This is a genomic window from Erwinia sp. AC075, from assembly GCF_979253995.1.
Window position 1 is genome coordinate 499080 of sequence record NZ_CEEDEU010000001.1, and the last position, 24805, is coordinate 523884.

General features: G+C 52.4%; 18 protein-coding genes. 14 read left to right on the top strand and 4 right to left on the bottom strand.

What is annotated here, in order from left to right; translation table 11 throughout:
• From yegD to AC0IXH_RS02310, 3 genes are all read right to left on the bottom strand, one after another.
• Complete coding sequence (gene yegD / locus AC0IXH_RS02300) at positions 1-1353, bottom strand: molecular chaperone (RefSeq protein WP_151036972.1); 1353 nt, start codon at positions 1351-1353, stop codon at positions 1-3.
• Between the two features lie 93 nt (positions 1354-1446).
• The gene (locus AC0IXH_RS02305; RefSeq protein WP_471719879.1) at positions 1447-4056 is read right to left on the bottom strand and encodes a diguanylate cyclase; all 2610 of its coding nucleotides are present in this window, start codon (positions 4054-4056) and stop codon (positions 1447-1449) included.
• 167 nt (positions 4057-4223) lie between these two features.
• Positions 4224-4853: a phosphatase PAP2 family protein gene (locus AC0IXH_RS02310; protein WP_242600671.1), complete on the bottom strand. Its 630-nt coding sequence runs from the start codon at positions 4851-4853 to the stop codon at positions 4224-4226.
• Positions 4854-5141: 288 nt separating this feature from the next.
• Between AC0IXH_RS02310 and udk the strand changes: the two genes are divergently transcribed.
• From udk to asmA, 3 genes are read left to right on the top strand one after another with little or no spacing between them, the layout of a single operon-like run.
• Positions 5142-5783: a uridine kinase gene (udk, locus tag AC0IXH_RS02315; RefSeq protein ID WP_013202964.1), complete on the top strand. Its 642-nt coding sequence runs from the start codon at positions 5142-5144 to the stop codon at positions 5781-5783.
• Positions 5784-5802: 19 nt separating this feature from the next.
• The gene (gene dcd / locus AC0IXH_RS02320) at positions 5803-6384 is read left to right on the top strand and encodes a dCTP deaminase (protein WP_053144132.1); all 582 of its coding nucleotides are present in this window, start codon (positions 5803-5805) and stop codon (positions 6382-6384) included.
• Between the two features lie 60 nt (positions 6385-6444).
• The gene (gene asmA, locus AC0IXH_RS02325; RefSeq protein ID WP_134824570.1) at positions 6445-8289 is read left to right on the top strand and encodes an outer membrane assembly protein AsmA; all 1845 of its coding nucleotides are present in this window, start codon (positions 6445-6447) and stop codon (positions 8287-8289) included.
• A gap of 18 nt (positions 8290-8307) precedes the next feature.
• On the opposite strand, the gene AC0IXH_RS02330 is transcribed toward asmA, so the two are convergent.
• Complete coding sequence (locus AC0IXH_RS02330) at positions 8308-9891, bottom strand: TerC family protein (RefSeq protein WP_134824569.1); 1584 nt, start codon at positions 9889-9891, stop codon at positions 8308-8310.
• Between the two features lie 805 nt (positions 9892-10696).
• Here AC0IXH_RS02330 and wbaP point away from each other — a divergent pair.
• From wbaP to AC0IXH_RS02385, 11 genes are all read left to right on the top strand, one after another.
• A complete protein-coding gene (wbaP, locus tag AC0IXH_RS02335; protein WP_013202960.1) occupies positions 10697-12130 on the top strand; it encodes an undecaprenyl-phosphate galactose phosphotransferase WbaP in 1434 nt (477 codons plus the stop codon).
• 292 nt (positions 12131-12422) lie between these two features.
• On the top strand, positions 12423-13556 hold the full coding sequence (locus tag AC0IXH_RS02340; RefSeq protein WP_041692064.1) for a polysaccharide export protein: 1134 nt from the start codon (positions 12423-12425) through the stop codon (positions 13554-13556).
• 15 nt (positions 13557-13571) lie between these two features.
• Positions 13572-14006 carry an arsenate reductase/protein-tyrosine-phosphatase family protein gene (locus tag AC0IXH_RS02345; protein ID WP_013202958.1) on the top strand — a complete coding sequence of 145 codons (435 nt, stop codon included), beginning with the start codon at positions 13572-13574 and terminating at the stop codon, positions 14004-14006.
• Between the two features lie 12 nt (positions 14007-14018).
• Complete coding sequence (locus AC0IXH_RS02350) at positions 14019-16202, top strand: polysaccharide biosynthesis tyrosine autokinase (protein ID WP_206403962.1); 2184 nt, start codon at positions 14019-14021, stop codon at positions 16200-16202.
• A gap of 124 nt (positions 16203-16326) precedes the next feature.
• Positions 16327-17232, top strand: a complete 906-nt coding sequence (locus AC0IXH_RS02355) for a glycosyltransferase family 2 protein (RefSeq protein ID WP_013202956.1) — start codon at positions 16327-16329, stop codon at positions 17230-17232.
• A 136-nt stretch (positions 17233-17368) separates the two neighbouring features.
• The gene (locus tag AC0IXH_RS02360; RefSeq protein WP_041692063.1) at positions 17369-18502 is read left to right on the top strand and encodes an EpsG family protein; all 1134 of its coding nucleotides are present in this window, start codon (positions 17369-17371) and stop codon (positions 18500-18502) included.
• 12 nt (positions 18503-18514) lie between these two features.
• Positions 18515-19237 carry an SGNH/GDSL hydrolase family protein gene (locus tag AC0IXH_RS02365; protein ID WP_346566600.1) on the top strand — a complete coding sequence of 241 codons (723 nt, stop codon included), beginning with the start codon at positions 18515-18517 and terminating at the stop codon, positions 19235-19237.
• A 56-nt stretch (positions 19238-19293) separates the two neighbouring features.
• Positions 19294-20454, top strand: coding sequence for an acyltransferase family protein (locus AC0IXH_RS02370; protein ID WP_346566792.1), 1161 nt, complete (start codon positions 19294-19296; stop codon positions 20452-20454).
• A gap of 94 nt (positions 20455-20548) precedes the next feature.
• Positions 20549-21301, top strand: coding sequence for a glycosyltransferase family 2 protein (locus tag AC0IXH_RS02375; protein ID WP_041692062.1), 753 nt, complete (start codon positions 20549-20551; stop codon positions 21299-21301).
• 125 nt (positions 21302-21426) lie between these two features.
• Positions 21427-22461: a glycosyltransferase family 4 protein gene (locus AC0IXH_RS02380; protein WP_013202951.1), complete on the top strand. Its 1035-nt coding sequence runs from the start codon at positions 21427-21429 to the stop codon at positions 22459-22461.
• Between the two features lie 110 nt (positions 22462-22571).
• Positions 22572-24785, top strand: a complete 2214-nt coding sequence (locus tag AC0IXH_RS02385) for a phage tailspike protein (RefSeq protein ID WP_013202950.1) — start codon at positions 22572-22574, stop codon at positions 24783-24785.
• Positions 24786-24805 lie beyond the last annotated feature (20 nt).

The window sequence follows — 24805 nt, forward strand, 5'->3', positions numbered from 1 at the left end:
TTAGCGGAACATCACCTGCGCCCAACGGGCCAGACCGGCGGTGACGGAACCAAAGTCATCGCCGCTCGCCAGCGGAATGTCCGGCAGCTGCTGTTGCAGTGCCTGACGCAGCACCGGTGAACGGGCGCTACCGCCGGTCAGATAGATCACATCAGGACGGGTGCCGCTGGCATCCAGCGCCATTTTCACCTGTTCCTGAATCCGCTCCAGCGGCTGCGCAATCGCCGCTTCCAGCCCCTGAACACTTATCGCCGTCTCCAGCGACTGCTCAATAAAGGCCAGTTGCGTGGTGACGTTGGCTTGCTCAGACAGCGCAATTTTGCTCTCCTCAGCCGCGCGCACCAGGCGATAGCCCAGACGCTGCTGCCAGACTTTCAGCAGACGCTTCACTTTCTCTGGCTCACGCGCATCGCGGATCAAATCCAGCAGCAGCTTTTTGCTGGCGGTGGCGTAGAAATCGCTTTGGGCAGGAACATCATTAATCGCCACGGCGTTCCACCACGGCAGAGCAGGAAGGGCAGTGCCTTTTTCCGTCGCGCCGCCTAATCCCAGCAGAGGCATCAGCTCCTTAAAGGCCAGCATGATATCCAGATCGTTCCCGCCTACGCGGCAACCGCTGTGCCCTAACAGGCTGGCACTGCGATCGGATTTGTCATGCCATTCCGGGCCCATCAGCAGCATCGAGCAGTCAGTGGTCCCGCCGCCGATATCGACCACCAGCACCCGCGTTTCCTGTTTCAGCGTCGCTTCAAACTCCAGGCCTGCGGCAACCGGCTCAAACTGGAATTCAACGTCTTTAAAACCGGCACGGCTGGCGGCACGCGCCAGAATACCCTGCGCCTGACGGTTGGCTTCATCCCCGCCCAGGCCCTGGAAGTTGATCGGACGACCAATCACTGCCTGGGTGATGCTTTGATTCAGATTCTGTTCCGCCTTCTGACGGATGTGCAGCATCATGGCGCACACCAGATCCTCGAAGAACGCCACCTGCTGCGGCTTTAGCCCGTTGGCACCGAGGAAGGATTTCGGCGACTTAACGAACCAGACATCTTCCGGATCGGCCATATATTGCGCCAGCGACGCCAGTCCAAACTGGACGCTGTTGGGGGTGACCTCAATATCTTCTTCGCGGTTAAAGGCCAGCGCACGGCGTAAAATGGCCTGGTTATCGGCTTCAGGTGTCGGCACCTGATGATGGCGGAATAACCACTCACTGACCGCATCGCGGGTCGGAGCACAAAGCATGGAGGGCAATAAGGTAGAACCTTGCTCCAGCGGCAGCAGTGCAGGCACACCGTCTTTCATAATGGCGACCGAGCAATTTGCTGTCCCGTAATCAAAGCCAATAAACATTTATCCCCCTCAGCTGGAAAAAAGGGGGCGACTTTAGCCCAGGCCCGCATGGAGAGCAAGAACCCATGCGCAATTTATCGCAAAGTGGCGGCACTAGGCCTGATCTTCGTAGTGATTGAGCTGCCAGGGATTGAGGGTGCGCAGGCGTTCCGGATCGTACACCGCCAGCTGCCCCCGCCCGTTGTGCTTGGCGCTGTAGCAGGCCAGATCGGCCTGAGCCAACACGTCGCTGACCGTATGGTTTTCCTTATTGAGTAAGGTGATCCCGGCGCTGGCGCCGACGCGGTGCAGACGGCCTTCCCACAAGAAGTGGTAGTCGTTCACCGCGTTAACGATGCGGGCGATCACTTCCTGCGCCTTATCCTGCGGGCAATCCAGCAACAGAATGCCAAACTCATCACCGCCCAGGCGGGCGAGGAAATCATTGCTGCGCAAATGACGTTGCATCACGCCAGATATTTCACGCAGCAAGGCATCGCCGGCGGCATGACCGGAGGTATCATTGACCGCTTTGAAGCGGTCCAGGTCGACAAACACCAGCGCATGATCTTTTTGCAACAGGCTTGGTGAGAGCAACAGGCTGTCGAGCCTCTGCTCAAAGCTGACGCGGTTGGGCAGGCTGGTCAGCACATCGTGAGAAGCGCTGTAGGTCAGACGACGCATCATTTCGCGCGAGGTGCTGACATCGCGTATCACCATCACGCTGCCGATGTTGTCACCTTCCAGCGTTTTCAACGGCATGATGCTGTAGTGGATATCGTACTGACGGCCCGCGCTGTTATGCAGCACCAGTTCCTGATCTAAATCCGGCGTTGATTTGGTTTGCGGCAGTTCACACAGCAGCAGACTTTCCAGCTGTGGGCCTTTGTGGCCCTGGGTGATGCGCAGAATATCGTTGAGCGGCTTGCCGACAGCATGTTCCTGCGCCCAGCCGGTCATGCTTTCGGCGACCGGATTCATAAAGATGACCCGCATCTCTTCATCGGTACTGATCACCCCTTCACCGATCGCATCCAGCGTAATGTGCATGCGCTCTTTTTCCTGGTAGAGCGCATCGGTCAGCTGGCGGATAGCGGTGATATCCTGGTTAATTCCCAGCATACGTTCCACATCGCCTTTCTCATCCAGCACCATATTGGCCTGGCTGCGGATGTAACGAAGGCCGTCATCGGTTTCAATACGGAATTCAATATCAATCGGTGAGGAGGTTTTTACCGCCGTATCGAAGGCATCAATCGCCGGCTGCCGATCGGCGGGCAGCAGGCTGTTAGCCCAGGTGAGATAGGTCGCCTGGCCATTTTCCGGCAGGTCATAAATGCGGAACATACGTTTGTCCCAGCTCATTTTGCCGGTCACCAGGCTCCATTCCCACACGCCAATGCCGCCCGCTTCATTCGCCAGCGTAATGCGCTGCATCAGGCGGCGGTTGACCTCTTCGGTGGTTTTCAGGTCGGTGATGTCTTCAATCTGCGAGATAAAATAGAGCGGCAGCTGCTCGCTGTCCCGCACCAGCGACACGGTGAGCCGCGCCCACAGAATCTGCTGATCCTTACGCAGATAGCGCTTTTCCATACTGTAGGTTTCAATGTCGCCCAGCAGCAGCGCGTTAAGCTGAAGCAGGTCCGCGTCAAGATCCTCCGGGTGGGTGATCTGCTGGAAATCCATCTTCTTCAGCTCTTTTTCCTGATAATCCAGCAGCTTGCAAAGGGATTTATTGACCTTCAGCCATTTACCTTCCGGCGAGACCAGCGCCATACCAATGGCAGAGAACTCCATCGCATGGCGAAAACGCGTTTCGCTCTCCGAGATATGCTTTTTCTCTTCACGGAAGGAGTGCATGACCAGCGCCATCATATGGCTTGGGATCAACGCCATCAAGAACGGCAGCCAGACGGAACTGGCCAGCGGCCAGCGGCTGTTGAGCTGAATATCCAGTAACCCCAACGCCAGCATTACCGTCATCATCGACAGCGTGGCCAGGAACACCACAAAGGCCTCGAAGCGGGGCAGGCGCACGGCGCTGTAGAACAGCACCACAATCACAAAGGTGAACGGCCACGGCAGGTAGCGCAGCGAGCAGTAACAGAGCACCAGCGTTACCAGCAGGGTCAGCAGCGTTTCAAACAGCACATTCTGATGACGGGCGCGCTGGAAATAATCGTTATTCCACAGCAGGCAAACCGGGCCCAGTGCCAGCATGCCAATCATTTCCGACACCACCCAGGTGGAGAAGAAGCGGAAGCTGCTGTGCCCAGAGCTGCTGAGCACCCAGGCCGCCAACAGGCCGCCCACCAGCGGGGTAAACATACCCACTGTCACCATCATTTTGCTCCAGCTCATCAGGGAGCCAAGCGGCGACTGGCGATCGAGCATCACCCGCAGTAACGATCCGCCAATTATTGCCTGGGTCAGGTTGATCAGCGGATATTTGACGTTGGCGATCCCAGGACCGATCACCAGCGAGTTGGCGAGGGAAACGCCGATAAAACAGCTCAGTAAGGCCAGCGGCAGGGAGGTAAGAGGCAGGCGAAAGATCACCATGGTCATCAGGGCCGTGGAGAACCACAGCGGGGAAATCTGGCCACTGACTTTAATCAGCTCTAAGCAGAACAGCGTTAACGCAAAACTCAGGCCGCCCAGCATGAAGGTCTGAGGCCAGCGGAGGGTGATGCGCTTTACAGAAAAAAGGGTGTCAGTCGTCATTCAAAAATCCAGCGTGGCGCCGGAGGTTTAGATCAACCGAAGGCGCAATCTACGTTACATCAGCGATGCTAACATAACCGTTTATGAATGCTTGCGGTAATTCAAAAGATAGCGGTATTCGGGCGATTGACCTGCATTTTTTCGCCCGATTCCGCTTAATGGTGGGATTACTGACGGAGTTTGAGCAACTCAGCGCGGGTCCAGGCATGGTCGATACCGGAAAGCTGCACCGAAAAGCGCTGCAGGAATTGCTGGGTGGTCGCCAGGCGGCCGTGACTCATCAGCAGCAGTGGCAACAACAGCGCGATGCACAGCTGGGTGGCGGAAAATCCCTGCAGCTCCGAACGACGCTGGCTGACCAGGAACGCGGTGCTCAAGGTAAAGCCGAGGATCAGACCGGCAACCACTTCGCTGGTGGAGTGGTAGTTCAGCACCAGACGGGAGGCGCCGACCATCAGCGGGATCAGGTAACCCACCACCACCGCGCAGGTGCGCCAGGCCGGCTTAAGACGACCGCTGAGTAACCACAGCATGACCGGCCACAGGGTGGCGGACATGGCGCTGTGGCCGCTGAAGCCGGTGAAATTAAAGCGTGCGCTGCCAATGCCGTATCCGAGGAAGGCGATTTTAGACAGGCTGACGATGGCACCCGCGGCGCAAAAAGCCAGCGCCCAATACCAGACGGCGCGACGGTCGCTGTTTTTCCAGGTAATCAGAATGGCCATAATGACCGCCGTGGGGATCAACAGCATGCTGTCGCCGAAATAAGTCAAAATATGCAAAATATGCCAGGACACCGTGTTTCCTTCTTACTGTGTTACCGAGCCGGGCCAGCGTGAGCAGGGGCGGTATACAGATAACTTATTGATTATGCACTTCACGCCTGGCGAAAGCTGCCCGGCTTAAAATGTGAGCTTGGTCTCATTGTTACCAGTTTAACGGGCATTGCCAGGCACGGCTAACGGGAAAGTCCTAAAAGCATTTCCGCGCTTTTCTCTGGCATCAAACCCCCGAAATCCTTATAATTACGCGCGAAATCGTCCTCTCCTTTGTCTCAGACAACCAGTAATCAGGTCTTTAATTTTATGACTGACAAGTCGCACCAGTGCGTCATCGTAGGTATCGCCGGCGCATCTGCCTCGGGAAAAAGTCTTATCGCCAGCACACTGTATCGCGAAGTGCGCGAACGTGTGGGTGATGAAAATATTGGCGTTATCCCCGAGGATGCGTATTACAAAGACCAAAGCCATCTGACCATGGATGAGCGGGTCAAAACCAACTACGATCACCCCAGCGCGATGGATCATAGTCTGCTGCTGCAACATCTGCAGAAGCTGAAAGCCGGTGAAGCGATAGACCTGCCAGTATACAGCTATGTTGATCATACCCGTACTGCACAGACTGTTCAGCTGAAGCCAAAAAAAGTCATCATCCTGGAAGGGATCCTGCTGCTGACCGACGCCCGTCTGCGCCAGGAGATGAACTTCTCTATCTTCGTCGATACGCCGCTGGATATCTGCCTGATGCGGCGTATGAAGCGCGATGTGAATGAACGTGGCCGCTCGATGGATTCGGTCATGGCGCAATATCAGAAAACCGTTCGTCCGATGTTCCTGCAGTTCATCGAACCTTCCAAACAGTATGCTGACATTATCGTGCCTCGCGGCGGAAAAAACCGCATCGCCATCGATATTCTGAAGGCCAAGATCAATCAATTCTTCGAATAGCCGACAGGGAATTTTATCCATGAGATTATGCGACCGCGATATTGAAGCCTGGCTGGACAATGGCCAGCTGGAGATCACCCCACGTCCACCGGTCGAACGCATTAACGGTGCGACCGTTGATGTGCGTCTGGGGAATCAGTTCAGAACCTTCCGCGGGCACACCGCGGCCTTTATCGATCTCAGTGGTCCAAAGGATGAAGTCAGTGCGGCGCTGGATCGCGTGATGAGTGACGAGATTGTCCTGCCGGAAGGCGAGGCGTTCTTCCTGCATCCGGGCGAACTGGCGCTGGCCGTGACGCTGGAGTCGGTCACGCTGCCGGATAATCTGGTAGGCTGGCTGGACGGACGCTCCTCACTGGCGCGTCTTGGGCTGATGGTTCACGTCACGGCTCACCGCATCGATCCGGGCTGGCAGGGCCGAATTGTGCTGGAGTTCTATAATTCAGGTAAGCTGCCTCTGGCACTGCGTCCGGGTATGCTGATCGGCGCACTGAGTTTTGAACCGCTGTCCGGCCCGGCTGCGCGGCCGTATAACCGCCGCACCGATGCCAAATACAAAGGGCAGCAGGGCGCGGATGCCAGCAGGATCGACAAAGATTAGAATAATCTGGCCCGTCAGCGTCTTGCCACTGGGTAACCGTGACGGGAATAAGGGGAAGGCATGAGACGATTTATTACCACGCTGGCTATTTTGCTGGTGGTAATTGTGGCCGGAATGACTGCGCTGGTGTTATTGGTTAATCCCAACGATTTTCGCGGTTACATGGCTCAGCAGGTTGAGCAGCGCAGCGGCTACCGTTTAGCGCTCAATGGCGATCTGCGCTGGCATGTCTGGCCGCAGCTGAGCATTCTTTCCGGTCAGATGACGCTGACCGCGCCGGGTGCCAAACAGCCGGTGGTCAGCGCCAGCAACATGCGTCTTGATGTCAGTCTTCTTCCGCTTATTTCTCACCAGCTGTCGGTGAAGCAGGTGATGCTGAAAGGGGCGGTGTTCAATCTCACCCCGGACAGCGAAGCGCAACGTCCGGCTAATGCGCCCGTCGGCCCGGCGGGGAACAACCCGGACGAAGGCGTGACCCATGGCTGGAAGTTTGATATTGCCGAACTGCGCATTGCCGACAGTTTGCTGATCTGGCAACAGGATAACGGCGAGCAGCTCAATCTTCGTGATCTCAACCTTCAGCTATCCCAGGACAGTAAGCGTCAGGCGCACATTGAGCTGAGCAGCCGTATCAATCGCGATCAGCGCGAACTGCTGCTCAACCTCAACAGCGATCTGGACGTCAGCCGCTATCCTCAGCATCTCACCGCCGCCATTAATCAGCTGGATTACCAGATGACCGGTGCCGACCTGCCGAAAGACGGGCTGAAAGGGCAGATGAAAATGCAGGCCGAGTGGGCGGGAGATAATCAGGCCTTTAGCCTGAAAAATCTCTCACTGACCGCCAATGACAGCCAGCTTGATGGCAGCGCCAGCGGCATGCTCGGCGCCCGTCCGCAGCTGAATGTCGACCTGCACTCACCGTTGCTCAATATGGACTCCTTATTGGGTCTGGAGCCGGACAGTGCCGACGGTGGCCAGACGGTCCAGGCGCAACGTTCGGGCCCTGGCCCGGTCATTTCCCGCCCGGTTGAGCATGATAATGCTAATTCGCCGCTCAATGCGATGGACGGCAACGTTGCGCTAACGGTCGATAAAATGCGCTGGCGGGGCATGGATTTCGATCAGGTTAATCTGCGTGCGTCGAGTAAAGGTGGCTTGCTGAATCTGGCGACCTTAAGCGGTAAAGCCGGCAGCGGTGACTTCTCTCTGCCAGGCAGTATTGATGTGCGCACGGCTGAGACGATGGTTAAGTTGCAGCCGACGTTAAAAAACATTGCCGTGGCACCGCTGCTGAAAGCCTTTGCTCTGCCAGCTTCCCTTAGCGGCGATCTGTCGCTGGCCGGAAACTTCAGCGGCTCTGGCCTGACGGTGCCTTCCTTTAAGCAGGCCTGGCAGGGTAACGCTGAGCTGACGCTGGATAATGCCCAGATGGCCGGGCTTAACTTCCAGCAGATGATCCAGCGCGCGGTAGAAAGAAACAGTAATCGGGTTCGTGGGCCGGCCGATGCGGCGAAGGAAAACAATCTGCAGCAGATTAAAGGTAACGCCTCGCTCAATAACGGCTTACTGACCTTCCCTGGATTGCAGGGACACTCCTCGATGCTGGATTACAGCGGCAAAGGGCAGGTCAACCTGGCGAGCCAGCAGGCGGACATGACCTTCGGTGTAACGGTGACGAATGGCTGGCAGGGCGATGATGAGCTGGTGAAACGCCTGCAGTCGACGCCGGTGCCATTGCGCATTTACGGGCCGTGGTCTGGGCTGAACTACTCATTACAGGTCGACCAGGTGCTGCGCCAGCAGCTGCAGGATGAAGCGAAAAAACGGCTACAGCAGTGGTCGGATCGTAACAAGAGCAGCGATAAAAACAGCTCAGTACAGAAACTGCTTAAAGACATGTAGCAGGAGCCGGGAAGTTGCTCAGACTTCGTAATCCGGCTCTTCAGTCACCGCCAACGGAATGATTTGCACTTTCTGGACGCGGTGGCTGTCTACCTGCAACGTACGGAACAGGAAATCCCCCACCTGAATCTCTTCCCCTTGCTGCGGCACCCGCTGCATATGCTCCATCAGTAACCCTGCCAGCGTGTGATATTCCCGCTTCTCATTCAGCGGTAACTCCAGATACATCACCAGGTCGTCCAGCGGCATATGGCCATTAGCCGTCCAGCTGCCGTCGGTATTTTGCTGAATGTCGTAGCGCGGATCGATCGCTTCACCTTCATTAGGCAGGTTGCCGGCGATGGTTTCCATCACGTCACTCAATGTCACGACCCCTTCCACCGAGCCAAACTCATCCACCACAAAGGCGAAATGCGTCCGTGCGGTGCGAAATTGCTCCAGCGCGGGCAGTAAGGTGAGCTGTTCGGGGAACACCAGGGGCTGGCGGATCAATGCCCTGATATCCAGACTGTCCCCGTGCAGGGACTGTTTCAGCAGGTCGATAACGTGCACCACGCCAAGCGGATCGTCACTGTTATCGGTCACCACGATGCGCGTATGTTGATTCAGATCGAGCAGTGACATGATTTTCTCAGGCGACTCACTGAGGTCCACATGCTCAACATCATGGCGCGAGGTCATAATGCTGCTGACCGTGCGCTGGCCCATGCCGAGCACCCGCGCAATCATCATCCGCTCCTGCTTATTGAAAATCGCCTGGCTTTCAATATTGTCGGCCACCAGTGCCGAGGTCTGCGAGTCCAGTTCGGCCGGTTCATGATTACCGCGTAATAAACGCAGCACCGCTTCTGCGGTTCTCTTCCTTAATGGCGAGGTCGATGAAAGGAAGCGGCGACGGTTAAATTGCGCCAGCTGATTCAGCGCTTCGATGATGATGGAGAAGCCAATCGCGGCATAAAGGTAGCCTTTTGGAATTTCATAGCCAAAACCGTCAGCGACCAGGCTGAAACCAATCATTAGCAGGAAGCTAAGACAGAGGATGACGATCGTCGGGTGTCCATTAACAAATCTTGTTAATGGTTTGCTGGCCAGAAGCATCAGGAAGATGGCCACAATCACCGCGGCCATCATCACCGCGAGGTGATCCACCATGCCGACGGCGGTGATCACCGAGTCCAGTGAAAACACCGCATCCAGGACCACTATTTGCGCGACAACCGGCCAAAATTTAGCACCACGCTTTTGTGGGTTTTCATCCTCATCCTTGCCTTCCAGCCGCTCGTTTAATTCCATGGTGGCTTTGAACAGTAAGAAGATCCCGCCAATCAGCATGATCAGGTCACGTGCACTGAAAGGGTGCCCGATCAGTGTGAAAAGCGGCGTAATAAGGGAGGAGATCCAGGAGATAGATGCCAGCAGCAGCAACCGCATCACTAATGCCAGCAGCAGGCCGGTTACACGGGCTCTGTCGCGCAGGGCAGGGGGGAGTTTTTCCGCCAGGATGGCGATAAAGACAAGATTATCAATCCCCAGGACCAGTTCTAAAACGATAAGGGTGACCAGTCCAGCCCAGATAGAGGGATCGGCGATCCATTCGAACATTACGCACACACCTGCAAAGATTGAAACAGTTGAGATGATGATAGTGAATCGGCAGCGATTCAACAAATAATCGGAAGAGTCAGCTGAAGTGAAAGCTCAGTTTATCGTCACTGGCGGGATAATCATCAAATGAATTTACTAAGATAAATCCGGAGTATTTTGCTGCCGGAGTTTTCAAGACTATTCGCATAGGTTGTGAGCGGAAATTCGGTGATACTTCTCGGCTGACGCAATCCGTTCAGGATTAATCTTAAGAGATCGAATTAATCTGAATTTTATCCAGAAGGGGGAGAGTGTATGCAAGGTATAGACTGGAACGAAAGGTAGTCTTAATCCTAAAAGACAGTGCGGGCAGGGACAGCCTCTTGTAAACAGGCCAGTAATAACTAGTATAGCAACGTGTTAGTAAATGTCTGCGTTAATGACGCAATTTGCGCAGTAACGGCGTCTTAATCTCTTTTTATGTGAACAGCAACACGTTAAGACGGCAAACACGTTAGCCTGAGCCCGGAGAGGACAGGATAAAAACAACAAGGTAAAGCAGCGTTACAGCGCATTGGCAGCTACAAGCCAGGGGCGGTAGCGTGCCAGACCAGGAATGGGCGGGCAAGCTGGGGTGTCACTACCGTTGTTGTTGATTTTACATGTCAATTCTCTTGTCGCTCTGCCAGTTACGATGACCTTTAACACGACTCCCAAATACGTTTCCTGTGTAATAAATGACGTGAGTAAAAAACACGCAATTATTTTCAGTGGTGGAAATTAATAAATCACAGGCTTCCGAAGAAAAAATTAAGAGTTAACTATGCGCGATATAGAGTTCACCTTTAAAGGGTTGTTAATTAAACTATCACTGGCACTTTCAGATTTAGTCTTTTTTAATGCCTCTTTGTTTATTGCAATCTTGTTGATTAATGCATTGCCCGGAAATCTTCTGAGCGATATTTCTCTACAAGCGCTGCAGTTAAAAATAGCGACACACATTATTCTCTCTGTGGTCTGTATCTTTTGGTTCTGGGTTCGCCAGCGCCACTATACTTATCGCAAGCCATTCTGGTTTGAGTTAAAAGAAATATTCAGAACTATTCTGATTTTCTCGGTGATCGACCTGTCGATTACCGCATTATCCAAATGGGAAATGTCCCGTTGGATTTGGGTCACAACCTGGATTCTGGCGTTAATCTTAATTCCAATTGGCCGCGCCATCGTGAAGCGTATTCTTAACCACTACGGTCTGTGGAAAAGACAAACGATTATTATCGGTAGCGGCAAAAACGCCGAAGAAGCCTACCTGGCGCTGCAAAGCGAAGAGGTGATGGGTTTCGATGTTGTGGCCTTCTACGATGTTGATGGCGGTACGCCAGCCCCAGCCTTATTTGGTATTCCTGTCGTCCGCGAAGAGAATGCGCTGTGGCAGCTGGTGAACGGCGACACGCAGTTTATCGTGGCCGTTGAATATGAGCAGAGTCAGTTCCGCGATTTGTGGCTGAAAAATCTGGCGAAACATAACTGCCGTTCCGTTTCCGTGATACCTTCATTACGCGGCGTTCCGCTATATGGCACGGATATGGCATATATCTTCAGCCACGAAGTGATGATCCTGCGCGTCAGTAATAACCTGGCAAAGCGCACCTCACGCATCGTGAAACGCGCGTTCGACATTATCGGTGCGCTGGGCATCATCACCATGTTAATGCCTGCGCTGGCGGTACTGATCTTTATGGTAGCGCGCGATGGCGGCAACCCGATTTATGGTCACGAACGTGTAGGTATGAACGGCCGTAAATTCAAATGCCTTAAGTTCCGCTCTATGTGCGTTAACTCCAAAGAAGTGCTGGAGGAAGTGCTGCGCACCGACCCGATTGCCCGGGCCGAGTGGGATAAAGACTTCAAACTGAAAAACGACCCGCGTATTACGCGTATTGGTCACTTTATTCGTAAAACCAGCCTTGATGAACTGCCGCAGTTGTGGAATGTGGTTCGCGGTGAAATGAGTCTGGTGGGTCCGCGTCCGGTCATTGAAGATGAGCTGGAGCGTTACGCGGGTGATGTGGATTACTACTTTATGGCGAAACCTGGCATGACCGGCTTGTGGCAGGTGAGTGGCCGTAATGATGTTGATTACGAAACTCGTGTTTACTTTGACTCCTGGTACGTAAAAAACTGGTCACTGTGGAACGATATCGCCATTCTTTTCAAAACGGTTGGTGTGGTTTTGAAACGTGATGGGGCTTATTGACAGGGGCGTCGTCCCGTCAAAACGGGGCGGGCGTTGTCGGCTCGTCCCGGTATTAAAGAGTGTCTTTTGACTGCTAACTGTCATTGACTTGCGAGCTAAACAAACTTTTTTTTGATGAATGTTAAGCGTCGGCTTTAATCAATCCGGCAAGACATAAAAAAGGATAGGGAGTTAAAGATAATGACTGACAGTTACAGTGCTTGAACAGTTGCTTCACCTTATTCATTTTGCATGACGCTACACAGCGGCGGACTCGCCACTATCAATCAATTTACTGATAGCGAAGAACCAGATGATCACAATCAAAACGAAATTGATACCCCTGATGGTATCGGCAGCACTTCTTTCCGGATGTACCATCGCTCCGGGTAGTAACCTTTCCACCAGCGGAAAAGATGTCATTAAGCAGCAGGATAGTGACTTCGATATTGATAAATACGTCAACGTCTTTCCTATGACCCCAGGTCTGGTTGAGCAAATGCGACCAACGCCTGTCGTTGCGCAGCCTAACCCAAGCCTGCAGAACGAATTGCAGAACTATGAATACCGCATTGGTGTGGGCGATGTATTGACCGTCACCGTGTGGGACCACCCTGAACTGACTACGCCAGCTGGCCAGTACCGCAGCGCGAGCGATACCGGTAACTGGGTACATTCAGACGGCACCATCTTCTATCCGTACATTGGCCGCGTTCGCGTTGCCACCCGCACGGTGCAGGAAGTGCGTGATGAGATTTCTCGTCGTCTGGCGCAGTACATCGAAAGCCCGCAGGTCGATGTCAGCGTAGCGTCATTTAAATCGCAAAAAGCCTACGTGACGGGCGAAGTGACCACCTCCGGTCAGCAGCCAATCACTAACGTACCGTTAACTATCCTTGATGCCATTAACGCCGCAGGCGGTCTGACTGCTACGGCCGACTGGCGTAACGTTGTGCTGACGCACAACGGTCGAGAGATGCCTATCTCACTGCAGGCGCTGATGCAAAATGGCGACCTGTCCCAGAACCATCTGCTCTATCCGGGCGACATTCTCTACGTTCCACGCAACGACGATCTGAAAGTCTTTGTAATGGGCGAAGTGAAACAGCCTGCCACCCTGAAAATGGACCGCAGCGGTATGACGCTGGCGGAAGCGCTGGGCACTGCTCAGGGGATGGATCAGACCGTGGCCGATGCCACCGGCGTATTCGTAATCCGCCCTATCAAAGGCAACAATCGTAAGAAGATTGCGAATATCTATCAGCTGAATACCAAAGACGCTTCGGCGATGGTCATGGGCTCTGAGTTCCAACTGCAGCCTTACGACATCGTTTACGTTACGGCAACGCCTCTGGCACGTTGGAACCGCGTGATTTCGCAGCTGGTCCCAACCATCAGTGGCCTCTACGACGCAACACGTAACGTCCAGACGATTCACAACTGGTAATGACCGGGGAACATTATGATTAATTCAATCTTAGTGGTCTGTGTCGGAAACATCTGCCGCTCTCCCACCGGGGAGCGGTTACTCAAATCGGCATTGCCAGATAAAAAAATCGCTTCAGCCGGGCTCGGTGCCATGGTGGGCGAGGCAGCCGATGGGACAGCAAGCAGCGTGGCCGATCAACATGGGGTCTCACTGGATGGGCACGTCGCCCAACAGCTGACCTCAGGCATGTGCCGGGATTACGATCTGATCCTGGTGATGGAAAAGAAACATGTCGATTTGGTCAACCGCATCAACCCTTCCGTACGTGGCAAGACCATGTTATTTGGCCACTGGCTTAACCAACAGGAAATAGCGGATCCCTATAAGAAAAGCCGCGAAGCCTTTGAAGCCGTGTACGGAATACTCGAAAACGCTGCCCAGAAATGGGTCAACGCATTAAGCCGATAGTTGAGAATATCCATGAATATAAAAAGTAAGGCACCGTCCGCGCAAAAAGACGATTCCAATGGATGGGATCTGGCGCATCTTGTGGGACAACTGGTAGACCATCGTTGGGTAATTGTGGCTGTCACAGCGCTTTTTATGTTGTTAGGGACCCTTTATAGCCTGTTCGCCACGCCTATCTATAGTGCGGATGCGATGGTGCAGGTAGAGAATAAAAACCCGAACACCGTGCTGAACGACCTGACCCAAATGATGCCAAACGCGCAGCCAACGTCTGACACGGAAGTGCAGATTGTGACTTCACGTATGGTTATCGGCAAAACGGTTCATGACCTGGGTCTGGACGTGCTGGTACAGCAGAACTACCTGCCGGTGATTGGCCAGGGCCTGTCACGTATGGCGGGTAACAAGCCGGGTACGCTCGACGTGCCGTTGCTGACCGTACCGATGGACTGGGAAAAACGTAACGTTGAAATCGAAGTCAACGGCCCGGACAGCTACACCGTCAGCAAAGATGGTGACGAGCTGTTTAAAGGCAAAGTGGGTGAGGTAGAAAACCAGAAAGGCGTAACCATTATGGTTAAAGCCATTCAGGGTATTGATGCCGGCACCACGTTCACCGCGACCAAGCTTTCTGAGCTGCAGGCTATCAAGATGGTTAACGATAACCTGAACGTCGCGGATAAAGGCAAAGACACCGGCGTGCTGGGGCTGGTTTACAACGGTGAGGATCCGGTACAGATCAGCAACGTGCTGAACCAGATTATCACCAACTATGTTGGCCAGAACGTTGAGCGTAAATCTGAAGAAGCTGAGAAAAGCCTGATCTTCCTGAAGAAGCAGCTGCCGGATGTGCGTGGCAAGCTGGACGCTGCAGAAGACAAGCTGAATACCTACCGTCGTGCGAATGACTCGGTGGATATGTCGTTGGAAGCGAAGTCTGCGCTGGACTCTTCTGTCAGCATCCAGACTCAGCTGAACGAACTGACCTTCCGTGAAGCCGAAGTGTCTCAGCTGTTTAAGAAAGATCACCCGACTTACCGCGCGCTGTTAGAAAAACGCCAGACGCTGTTGGATGAGCAGAAAAAGCTGAACACCAAAATCGGCCAGATGCCGCAGACCCAGCAGGATATCGTGCGTCTGACGCGTGATGTGCAGGCCGGTCAGGAAATCTACATGCAGCTGTTGAACCGTCAACAGGAACTTAACATCAGCAAAGCCAGTACCGTGGGTGACGTTCGCATTGTAGACACCGCCGAAACCGCCGGTAGCCCGGTTGCACCTAAGAAAATGCTGCTGATTTTAGCCAGCATGATTCTGGGCCTGATGTTCTCCGTTGGCTATATCGTGCTGAAAGCGATGTTCCACCACGGTATCGACCGTCCGGATCAGCTGGAAGAGTTGGGCATGAGCGTTTACGCCAGCGTCCCACTGTCCGAATGGCAACGTAAGAAGGATGCTGAAGCGCTCACCAAACGTAATGTGCAGGGCAAAACTGACCCACACAACACGCTGCTGGCGCTGGGCAATCCAACTGACCTGTCCATTGAAGCGATTCGTAGCCTGCGTACCAGCCTGCACTTCGCGATGATGGAAGCCAAAAACAACATCCTGATGATCACCGGTGCCAGCCCGGGTATTGGTAAAACCTTTATCTGTGCCAACCTGGCAACCCTGGTGGCGAAAGCCGGTCAGAAAGTGCTGTTCATCGATGGTGACATGCGTCGTGGTTATACCCACGAACTGTTAGGCGCCAGCGGTAAAGTCGGTCTGTCTAACGTGCTGTCTGGCAAAACGCCATTCACCACTGACCTGGTACAGCGCGGCGACTTCGGCTTTGATTTCATTCCACGTGGTCAGGTTCCGCCAAACCCTTCAGAACTGTTGATGCACAGCCGCATGAACGACCTGCTGGAGTGGGCAAGCAAGAACTACGATTTGGTGCTGATTGATACCCCACCAATCCTCGCCGTTACCGATGCCTCTATTATCGGTAAGCTGGCAGGCACTTCACTGATGGTGGCTCGCTTTGAGACCAACACGCTGAAAGAAGTGGATATCAGTTACAAGCGCTTTGCACAGAATGGTATTGAAATTAAGGGCGTGATCCTTAACGCCGTGGTACGTAAAGCCTCCAATGCCTATGGCTACGGTTATGACTATTACGATTACCAGTACAAGCAGGATGCGAAAAGCTAAGTAATAAAGAAGAACCTTTTCGCTTTGACCGGGAAAGGTTCTTTTAATTTGCTCCCCTTGAGCCGCAGGGCAGGGGAGTTATTCGTTAGGCCGTTTCATCTGGACGTTTAAAAGGTGCCTGATAATGAAGGATATTTTCTTTTCGATTGTCATTCCTGCATACAATGCATCCGAATCAATTGTCACCACGCTCGACTGCGTAGCCGCGCAAACCTACCAAAACTTTGAAGTGATCATCATTGATGATAAATCCGCTGATGCTGAGCAACTGGCGGAAGTGGTGAAGGCAGAGAAATACAGCCAGCTGAAGATTAATCTGGTGCTGTCGCAGGAGAAACTGAACGGATCCGGTGCCCGTAATAAAGGTATCGAACTGGCGACCGGCGATTACATCAGCTTTCTCGATGCGGATGATGAGTGGCATAAAGACAAGCTGCTTGAGTCGCTGAAAGAAATTCAAAAGCTGGAAGCGCAGGGCAAACAGAAGTTTATTATTTTCAGCCAGGTGAACATCGTTCAGGACGGAAGTTTCCTGAAGGTGATGCCAATGCAGCCGGTAGCGCGGACCGAAACCGTTGCTGAATATCTGTTCGGTTGCTACGGCTTTATTCAGACCAGCACCATTGTGCTGAAGCGTGAGTATGCTGAAGACATTAAATTTGACCCGAAGTACATCCGTCATCAGGATTACGATTTCTGCATTCGTGCCGATAAAAAGGGCTATGAATTTGTGATGATTGCCCAGCCGCTGGCTAACTACCATTTGGTGACCAAATTTGGTTCCAAGCACAAAGGTGAGTCGGTCAAGTATTCCGAATTCTGGCTGGATAACATGAAGCCTTACCTGACGCAGCGCGATATCAATACTTACCGCGCCTACAAGCTGCCGCTTCGCTACAAGATGGATGGCAAGTCGCTGCATGCCAGCGTCAGCTTTATGCGTTACTTTTTCCTGACCAATAAAGATAACCGCACCTATTTCATCAATCGCCTGAAAGACAAATTCAAAGAGCGACTGGGAAACAAGTAAACCGGCAACAGAACACGGAAACGTCTCGTTGTGGGCAATTTTACCCTGTTGGGATGAGCAACTACACACTGCAAGTTTTACCCATAAAATCTAAGAAAATTTGTATATTAAGCTGGAAAATATAAGGAAAGCTTAAATGTCTCCATACTGGTATATTTCAGGGTTCATCGCATTACTTTCAATACTGGAAGTTATTACGAAGGGGAATAACAATAGTCAAAAAATCTCCACGTACCTGTTTCTGATTTGCGTTCTGGTTCTGATTGTCTTTGGCGGTATCCGCGGACTCGGAACGGGAATGGATGACTATCAGTACCGCAGTTTCTATCATGACTTCCTGCAACGTATTGAAGTGAACGGCGTCTGGCAGACCATTGCCTTCTTCCGTTATGAGCCGTTGACCTTTGTTATCGCCTTTATTGCCAGTGTGGTGTCGAAAAACGCCGATATTCTGATTTTCATCTACTGCGCAATCTCGGTCTCGATCAACGCCGCATTCTTTAAAAGGCTTTCTCCGTACCCGATCCTGACGCTGGCGTTGTACTCAGCGCATATCTTTATCAACAAAGATATGAACCAGATCCGCTTCGGACTTAGCTCGGCCTTTTTCCTCGGCTTTGTCTATTTCCTGTTTACCGGCGAGAAGATGTGGGCGTTTGCCTTCTTCCTGCTGTCGTTCTTCAGCCATAACACCGCGGTCATTGCCGTCACCATTATTCCGTTCCTGTTTATCAGAAAGTCGCCGTTTATTCCGATCATGATTATTCTGGTCAGCGTGCCGTTATCCAAAGTCGGCGGGAATAACTTTGTTCAGCTGATCTCCTCGCATCTCGGGGGGCTGGGACAACGTGCGGCGGACTACAGTAACGGGGATTCGACCGAGCCGACGTCGGTATTCTCGATCGCTAACTTTAAGAACATCATTCTGGTCTTTGTCTTCTGCTACTTTATGTTGTCAAGAAAGCTGAAAGAGACCGACTGGCAGGCATACAGCTTTAACTACCTGATCATCCTGATTTTCTCAATCGGTGGTGCGGTCAGGATCTTCTTCTATGACTATCCGTCAGGCGCGCGTTTGTCGAACTACCTGTTGCAGGTTGAACCGATCGTGCTGGCCACGCTGGTGTTCTACGCCAAAAGGGTACTGAAGCTGCCGGTTTATATGATGGTGTTATTGATCGTCGCGTATTACCTCTATTACAACACCATCCAGGTGAAACAGGCCGTCGTGGGTTACACCGTTTCTGATACTTTCCGTCTGACCAACTAATCAGGGCTGGGAATGAAGAAACTTATCGTATTAACGTCGCTGGCTTTATTGCCGGCAACGGCTTTCTCGGCCAGTGCTGGCGATCGCTTTGTGATTGAAGCCTACGGCGACTCCACCACCCAGGGCGTGACCACGCCGAAAGGTGGCCGGCAAACCATCCTGAAAAATAATGAAATCAGCTTCCTCAACGCGGCGCTTCAGGAAAAATATGGCTCGCGGGTCGAGGTGGTTAACCGCGGCATTCCTTCTGCCGAAGCGCTGGAACTGCTGCGCGGCACGCATGGCAGTAAAATGCCGTGGGAACAGCAGATGAAGCAGTCGCCGGCGCAACTGGTGCTGCTGAATTACGCCATCAATGATGCCCGTCATTATCGCTTCAACGATATGGACGGGTATGTTGAAAGTCCGGACGACTATAAAGCCATCATGATTAAACTGGTCACTATTGCCAGGAACAATGGCAAACAGGTGGTATTACAGGAACCCAACCCACTGTGTGGAAAAGCGGAGAAATGGAATGTAGGTCCGTATGCGATAAAACTGGCTGAAGTTGCGAGCGAACTCTCTGTTCCTTTAGTTACGCAGTACAACCGGATTAAGACGCTGGATAACTGGCAATCTCTGATGTCAGCAGACTGTATTCATCCGTCCGAGAGTCTCTACAAAAACAAGGCTGAGCAAACCTTCCAACTGCTTGATAAAGGGTTTGGACACCAACTGGCCCAATACAGGTAGTTCTTTTTAATTGTTATTTACACAGAGCAAAAAATAAGAACATGTACATTTTAATGATGGTAATTTCACTGTCGTTGTCTGTTTTAATCCTCAAAGGGTTGTCGTTTGATAAAGGGATTTATAACGATAAGGGGGTAAAAAGTCTCTCTGGATTGAGATGTCTTTTGGCCGCCATTGTGGCTTTTTCACACGTAGCACACTATTTATATTCCATCGATCATGACTGGATTTATAACAAGGATTACTTCTCCTGGTTCTCAGAAGGGAATTTCTTTGTTAACGCCGGCAAGTTCGGTGTGCTGATCTTCTTTATGATTTCAGCCTTTTTGTTTTACCGACTGATCTATTCCGAGAGATACAGCACCTCCGGCCTGTTTACCTCCAGGGTAAAGCGTATCGTGCCGATGTTCTGGTTTACCGGATTTGTGGTGTTTACGATCGGGGCGTTCAACGGCGAGCTGCCTGACCAACTGACCACCCTGAAAGACTTCGTTATGTGGATGCTGTTTGTCGGCAACTACCATATTGGGGACTTTAATACTTCCGCTGTGAACGCGGGCGTCGAGTGGACATTACGCATTGAATGGTTGTTATACGCTTCGATTCCGGTGGTGTATTACCTGAATATTCTGACCAAAAGAAAGCACACCACCACCCTGGTTTTAGGCAGCATTGCCGCCATTTTTGCGGTGGGTTACGGCATTCGCCTTAACAGCCAGTCGTATTGCGATCCGCGTCCGGTACTGGGTTTTGCCACCGGCTTCTTCTGCTACCGCTACGCTTCATTGCTGGCGCCGCTGAAAGAGTCAAAACCGGCGGCTGCGCTGTGCGTATTTCTCGCGGCATTCTCATTATTGTTCACCAGTAATGCGCTGTTCTACCTGTTCTTCTTTGCCTCGTTGTCGATTATTTTCGCCGTGGCGTGCAGCGGTAATTCGATTTTCGGCATACTGGAAAACAGAATCCTGATGTCGATAGGGGAAGTGAGTTACAGCCTGTATCTGATGCATGGCATCGTGCTGTATTTCATGAAGAAGATCCCGGTCTTCTATCTTAAAGAGTCGTGGCTCTCTTGCCTGCTGTTTTGTACGGTGTTCTTTGTGGTGTCGTTCAGCCTGTCGAAGCTGACCTACCTGTATATCGAGAAGCCGTTTATGAAATTCAAGTTCAGGAAACCGTCGCTGCCGTTTACGCCACCGCCTGCGGCAGGGATGTAGTTCAGACGCGCACCGAATTCTTCACAGGCCATGAATGTTATGGCCTTTTTTCTTTCCATTTTTACGCTTCAGCGATGCAGATTCAGGAAATCAGATGACAAATCAAATCGGCACAGTGGGCATTATCATCCCCATGTACAATGCGCGGGACACGGTTCTGCGGGCAGTACAATCGGTACTTGATCAAACCTGGACAGACTGGCGAATCTATCTGATTAACGATAAATCCACCGATGACTCGCTGGCCTTTGTGCAGGAGCACTGCCGCGACGCCCGTATCACTATCCTCAGTAACGAGGTGAACCTCGGTGCGGCGGAAACCCGCAATGTCGGTTTGTTGGCAGCGAACGAAGAGATTATCGCTTTCCTCGACAGTGATGATGAGTGGGAAAAAGATAAGCTGATGTTGCAAACTCAGGCGATGGCCGCCGGCGACGATCTGGTCATTTCCCATTACGGTTATAAATCCCGCACCAAGTCTTACGACGTGACCTACAGCAAGCCCTACCTGATGAAAGATAATTTTGTGAAAAAGCAGTTCCGTATCTGCTTCTCATCGGTCTGTTTCCGTCGCCCGGCGCGCAATATTATGTTCCAGAAAAAGGGGCACGAGGACTTTTTATTCCTCTACGAATTGTTTGAACAGTACAAGCAGGCGCGAGTGATTGAGAAAAATCTGGTCGTTTACTACGAGCTGGGTGACTCCCTTTCGCGGAATAAAAACAAAGCGGCGAAGTGGCACCTTGAGTTATTAAGATTTATCTATAAAAACAATCCACTAAAAGTGTATTACTATTACGTCTGGTACATGGTTAACGGCGTTTTGTTCACGCTTAAGCACAGATGATTGCTGTGGCTTGAAACGTTTCAGTCTGAGAAAGACGAACACCGTAACCCGGCCCGCACTTCGCCACTGACTGGCGCTGCGGGCCGGGTTTTTAACATTGATGTGACAGAGGTGGTTAGTCCGCGATGAAAAAAATAGTGCTGGTGATTAAAGACGCCTATTCCTACGCCGGAACCGAGAACATATGCAACTTTATGTCTGAATGCTTAGGCGATGAACATGAAGTGGTGATTTACTCCCTCGAAGGCTCAGGTAAGACCTTCTATCCCTTCGAGAAAGTGAAGCAGATTGTCAGTTTTGAAGGTGAGAAAAACCCGATCCGCAGTGCGGTAAAACGCATCAACGAGCAGGGATTCGACACCGTATTCCTGATCAGCATGGGTCGCCTCAGCGTGATGTTTGCTTTCTGGAACATGCTTTCACTGAAAAAGAAAACAGCCAAAACCTACGCCTGCGAACACATTGCGATTAATTCCTTCAGCAAGCCGATTAAATTCCTCAAATATCTCATGCTGCGTTATTACGATCGCGTCATCGTACTGACCGATAAAGACGATAGCGTCTTTACGCAGTGGGGGATCCCCAGCAAGACCATTCCCAATCCGGTGGTATTCAAAAACTTCGAAAGAACCACGCGCAACCGTCAGGCGCTGGCAGTCGGCCGTCTGGACCACCAGAAAGGCTTCGATCTGCTGCTGGACGTCTGGCAGGGTTTTGTGGCGACCAACCCGGACTGGACACTGGTGATTGCCGGTGACGGCGAGCTGAAAGATGCGCTGATCGCGCAAGCGAAAAGCCTGAATATCAGCAACAGCGTGTCGTTTGTTGGCCGCGTTTCCAATATCAACGATTACTACCGCGACAGTGATATGGCGCTGATGACCTCACGTTACGAAGGCCTGCCGCTGGTCCTGCTGGAAGCGAAATCCTGGTCAATGCCGGTAGTCGCCTATGACTGCCCAACCGGGCCGCAGGAAATCATCAACGACAACGTCGATGGCTTCCTGGTGCCAATGAACGACCGTGCAACCTTTATTGCAAAAATGAACCAGCTTGCACACAACGACGAGCTGTTCTACGCCATGAGTGAGAAGACCAAAACCACCTCGCTGAAGTTTGATGGCAAGGTGATTAAAGAAAGCTGGCTCTCTCTGGTTTAACTGTTAAGCACCTTCACAGGCTAGCCTGAGGCCGGCCTGTGAAGAACTGCCTCTGGAAATCAAATTCACGCCACACCTCAATAATGTCTGTTGACTATGGGATTACTTGAATGAAAAGAAGAGAATTAATTACCGGCTTCTCATCGATTCTTGCAGCCCTCTCTGTGAGCTCGTTTTCCAGTCAGGCCGCTGATAAAAAGGCCTCTGTTTCGCTGAAAGATGTCTCCCCGGGAGATGTGCCGAAGCAGGATGTGCCGGTCCTGACGCCTGAAAATATTTACACCATGCCTGACCGCTTCTGGAAAACCTTCAGCGGTAAGCTCTATATCGGTAAAGCCGGTACGGACCCGACTCAGGCAGGTAATCTGATTGATGTTTTTCTGAAAAATGCCAACGGCAAGTTGTCTAAAATTGAGCAGCCGATTGCGCTCAATAAGGGTAACTTCCAGCAGTTTATTGATGACAATGCCGCGCTGATCGCCGATCCGGCGCACTCGATGGCGGTGGTTGATGACAGCGGTAAATCGCTGTTTAACATTCCCGATGTTTCCCGTCCGGGTGCCAACAATTTCAGCCAGCGTCTGGCACAGCCTGCGGGCTATCAGCTGATTGGCGAAATCCCGTCGGTTGATGAGCTGCGTAAAACGCGTCCGCTGTTTGAAGGGGCGAAAGTCAAACTCAGCAGCTGGCACGACGGCCTGGAAGAGGGCGGCGGTGAGTTCGTCGGCACCTTCGAAGCGGGCCGTGACGATGGCGGGGTGATTTTCTCCGGTCCGGGCTATCACTGGCGTCGTGTCGTTGAAGATTTTAACCGTCTGACGCTGTTTGATTTCGGCGCTATCGATGATGGCAAAACCGATGCGGCACCGGCGATCAAAGCGATGTACAACTGGTCGCAACAGGCGAACCAGCAGATTTGCGTACAGTTCCCGGCCGGAACCTTCTTTGTCAGTGGCTGTGACTTCTCCGGCGAACAGACCCGCTTCTTCCGCGTGTCCGGGGCAATGGTCAACTTCGGTTACTTCCCGGCGACCAATATCGTTTCCGACGGTAAATCGGACTTTATTTTCAAAGTGAACACCCGTTGGGTGGAAATCAGCAACCTGAACGTCAATGGCCGCACCGACACGCAGCCCAACAAACAGGGCTTCTTCCTCAACGAATGTAAGGGTGGCCAGTTCTTCCGTGGCGCCTCCTTACGCTTTGTGCGCATGGGCGGCACCTCACTGAGCCTGATGGATACCCTCGATTGTAAAATCGATCAGTGGTATGCCACCCACTGTACCGGCGATGTGATCAAATCCATCTGGTCAAACCTGCCGCAGGGCAAGTGGGACCACAGCACGGCCATCGAGCTGTCTAACTTCAATGCGCAGTATTGCACCGAAGGGATGGTGCTGAATCTGGAGCGTTGCGGTCAGTCGATCATCCATAACGGCTGGATCGAACATACCGAGAACCCAGGCAACATCTCTAACGGCCAGTGGATTATCGATGCGCTGAGTCTGGAAGCCTGTAAAAACCCGCTGATTGCCCACTTTGCCCGTCTGAACATGCGTCAGACCAGCCTGCAGTCCGGCAGCTGGATTGATAACTCGCAGCAGGGTAAAGAGTTGCTCGGTGCCTGGGAGCGGGGTTCGACGCGCGTTGAGTCTTACGGCGTCGCCGTCGACGGCAGCATGAAATACAACTACCTGACCTCGCGCTTCCGCATCATCAACAATACCAATCAGGAAAAATGGTATGAGTTGGGCAATATCTATTCGCCTGACGTCGGTGATAACTGGGAAATCGAAATCTTTGGTCAGGCGTCGTTCAGCAACGGCACCGATAAAAGCGTGCTCACCCAGGTGGTGGACGGCAAAAGCACCGGTGGTAAAGCGATCATCAGTTTGCAGCGTAAGACGCATAAATTTGAGGCCAGCTGGCATGCCGAAGGGGCCAGCCCGATCGTCGACGTGATGTACGTTACGCCGTATGACACCGATACCCGCGTTTTCGTGAAGTTAGCGGGTTGGCTGGCGTCAGCCGGCGTGCTGATGAAGTCCACTGCCAAAGACCGCTTTATGACCGGCAAGTGTGCCCGCTTCGACAGCGAGATGCAGTTTGCCAAAGCGCCGACCGGTGCTGATGCTCACCATGCAGTGCAGCGTTTCACGCTTCACAACGGAAAAGCGGGTATCGGTGCCAATGAACAAGGCGATGTTTTACTGGAATCTCGTCTGCTGAAAGCAGATGAGGTGAACACGGCTCAACCGGAAGGTTATGTCTCAATGGTGATTAACGGTAAGCAAGTCGCCATGCCTTACTTTGCCCTTAAATAATCAAGGATACGGCGGAAAAC

Bases quoted from the DNA above. Each gene is read 5' to 3' on its own strand.
- yegD (WP_151036972.1), bottom strand. From the start codon at position 1,353: ATGTTTATTGGCTTTGATTACGGGACAGCAAATTGCTCGGTCGCCATT.
- AC0IXH_RS02305 (WP_471719879.1), bottom strand. From the start codon at position 4,056: ATGACGACTGACACCCTTTTTTCTGTAAAGCGCATCACCCTCCGCTGG.
- udk (WP_013202964.1), top strand. From the start codon at position 5,142: ATGACTGACAAGTCGCACCAGTGCGTCATCGTAGGTATCGCCGGCGCA.
- dcd (WP_053144132.1), top strand. From the start codon at position 5,803: ATGAGATTATGCGACCGCGATATTGAAGCCTGGCTGGACAATGGCCAG.
- asmA (WP_134824570.1), top strand. From the start codon at position 6,445: ATGAGACGATTTATTACCACGCTGGCTATTTTGCTGGTGGTAATTGTG.
- AC0IXH_RS02330 (WP_134824569.1), bottom strand. From the start codon at position 9,891: ATGTTCGAATGGATCGCCGATCCCTCTATCTGGGCTGGACTGGTCACC.
- wbaP (WP_013202960.1), top strand. From the start codon at position 10,697: ATGCGCGATATAGAGTTCACCTTTAAAGGGTTGTTAATTAAACTATCA.
- AC0IXH_RS02340 (WP_041692064.1), top strand. From the start codon at position 12,423: ATGATCACAATCAAAACGAAATTGATACCCCTGATGGTATCGGCAGCA.
- AC0IXH_RS02345 (WP_013202958.1), top strand. From the start codon at position 13,572: ATGATTAATTCAATCTTAGTGGTCTGTGTCGGAAACATCTGCCGCTCT.
- AC0IXH_RS02350 (WP_206403962.1), top strand. From the start codon at position 14,019: ATGAATATAAAAAGTAAGGCACCGTCCGCGCAAAAAGACGATTCCAAT.
- AC0IXH_RS02355 (WP_013202956.1), top strand. From the start codon at position 16,327: ATGAAGGATATTTTCTTTTCGATTGTCATTCCTGCATACAATGCATCC.
- AC0IXH_RS02360 (WP_041692063.1), top strand. From the start codon at position 17,369: ATGTCTCCATACTGGTATATTTCAGGGTTCATCGCATTACTTTCAATA.
- AC0IXH_RS02365 (WP_346566600.1), top strand. From the start codon at position 18,515: ATGAAGAAACTTATCGTATTAACGTCGCTGGCTTTATTGCCGGCAACG.
- AC0IXH_RS02370 (WP_346566792.1), top strand. From the start codon at position 19,294: ATGGTAATTTCACTGTCGTTGTCTGTTTTAATCCTCAAAGGGTTGTCG.
- AC0IXH_RS02375 (WP_041692062.1), top strand. From the start codon at position 20,549: ATGACAAATCAAATCGGCACAGTGGGCATTATCATCCCCATGTACAAT.
- AC0IXH_RS02380 (WP_013202951.1), top strand. From the start codon at position 21,427: ATGAAAAAAATAGTGCTGGTGATTAAAGACGCCTATTCCTACGCCGGA.
- AC0IXH_RS02385 (WP_013202950.1), top strand. From the start codon at position 22,572: ATGAAAAGAAGAGAATTAATTACCGGCTTCTCATCGATTCTTGCAGCC.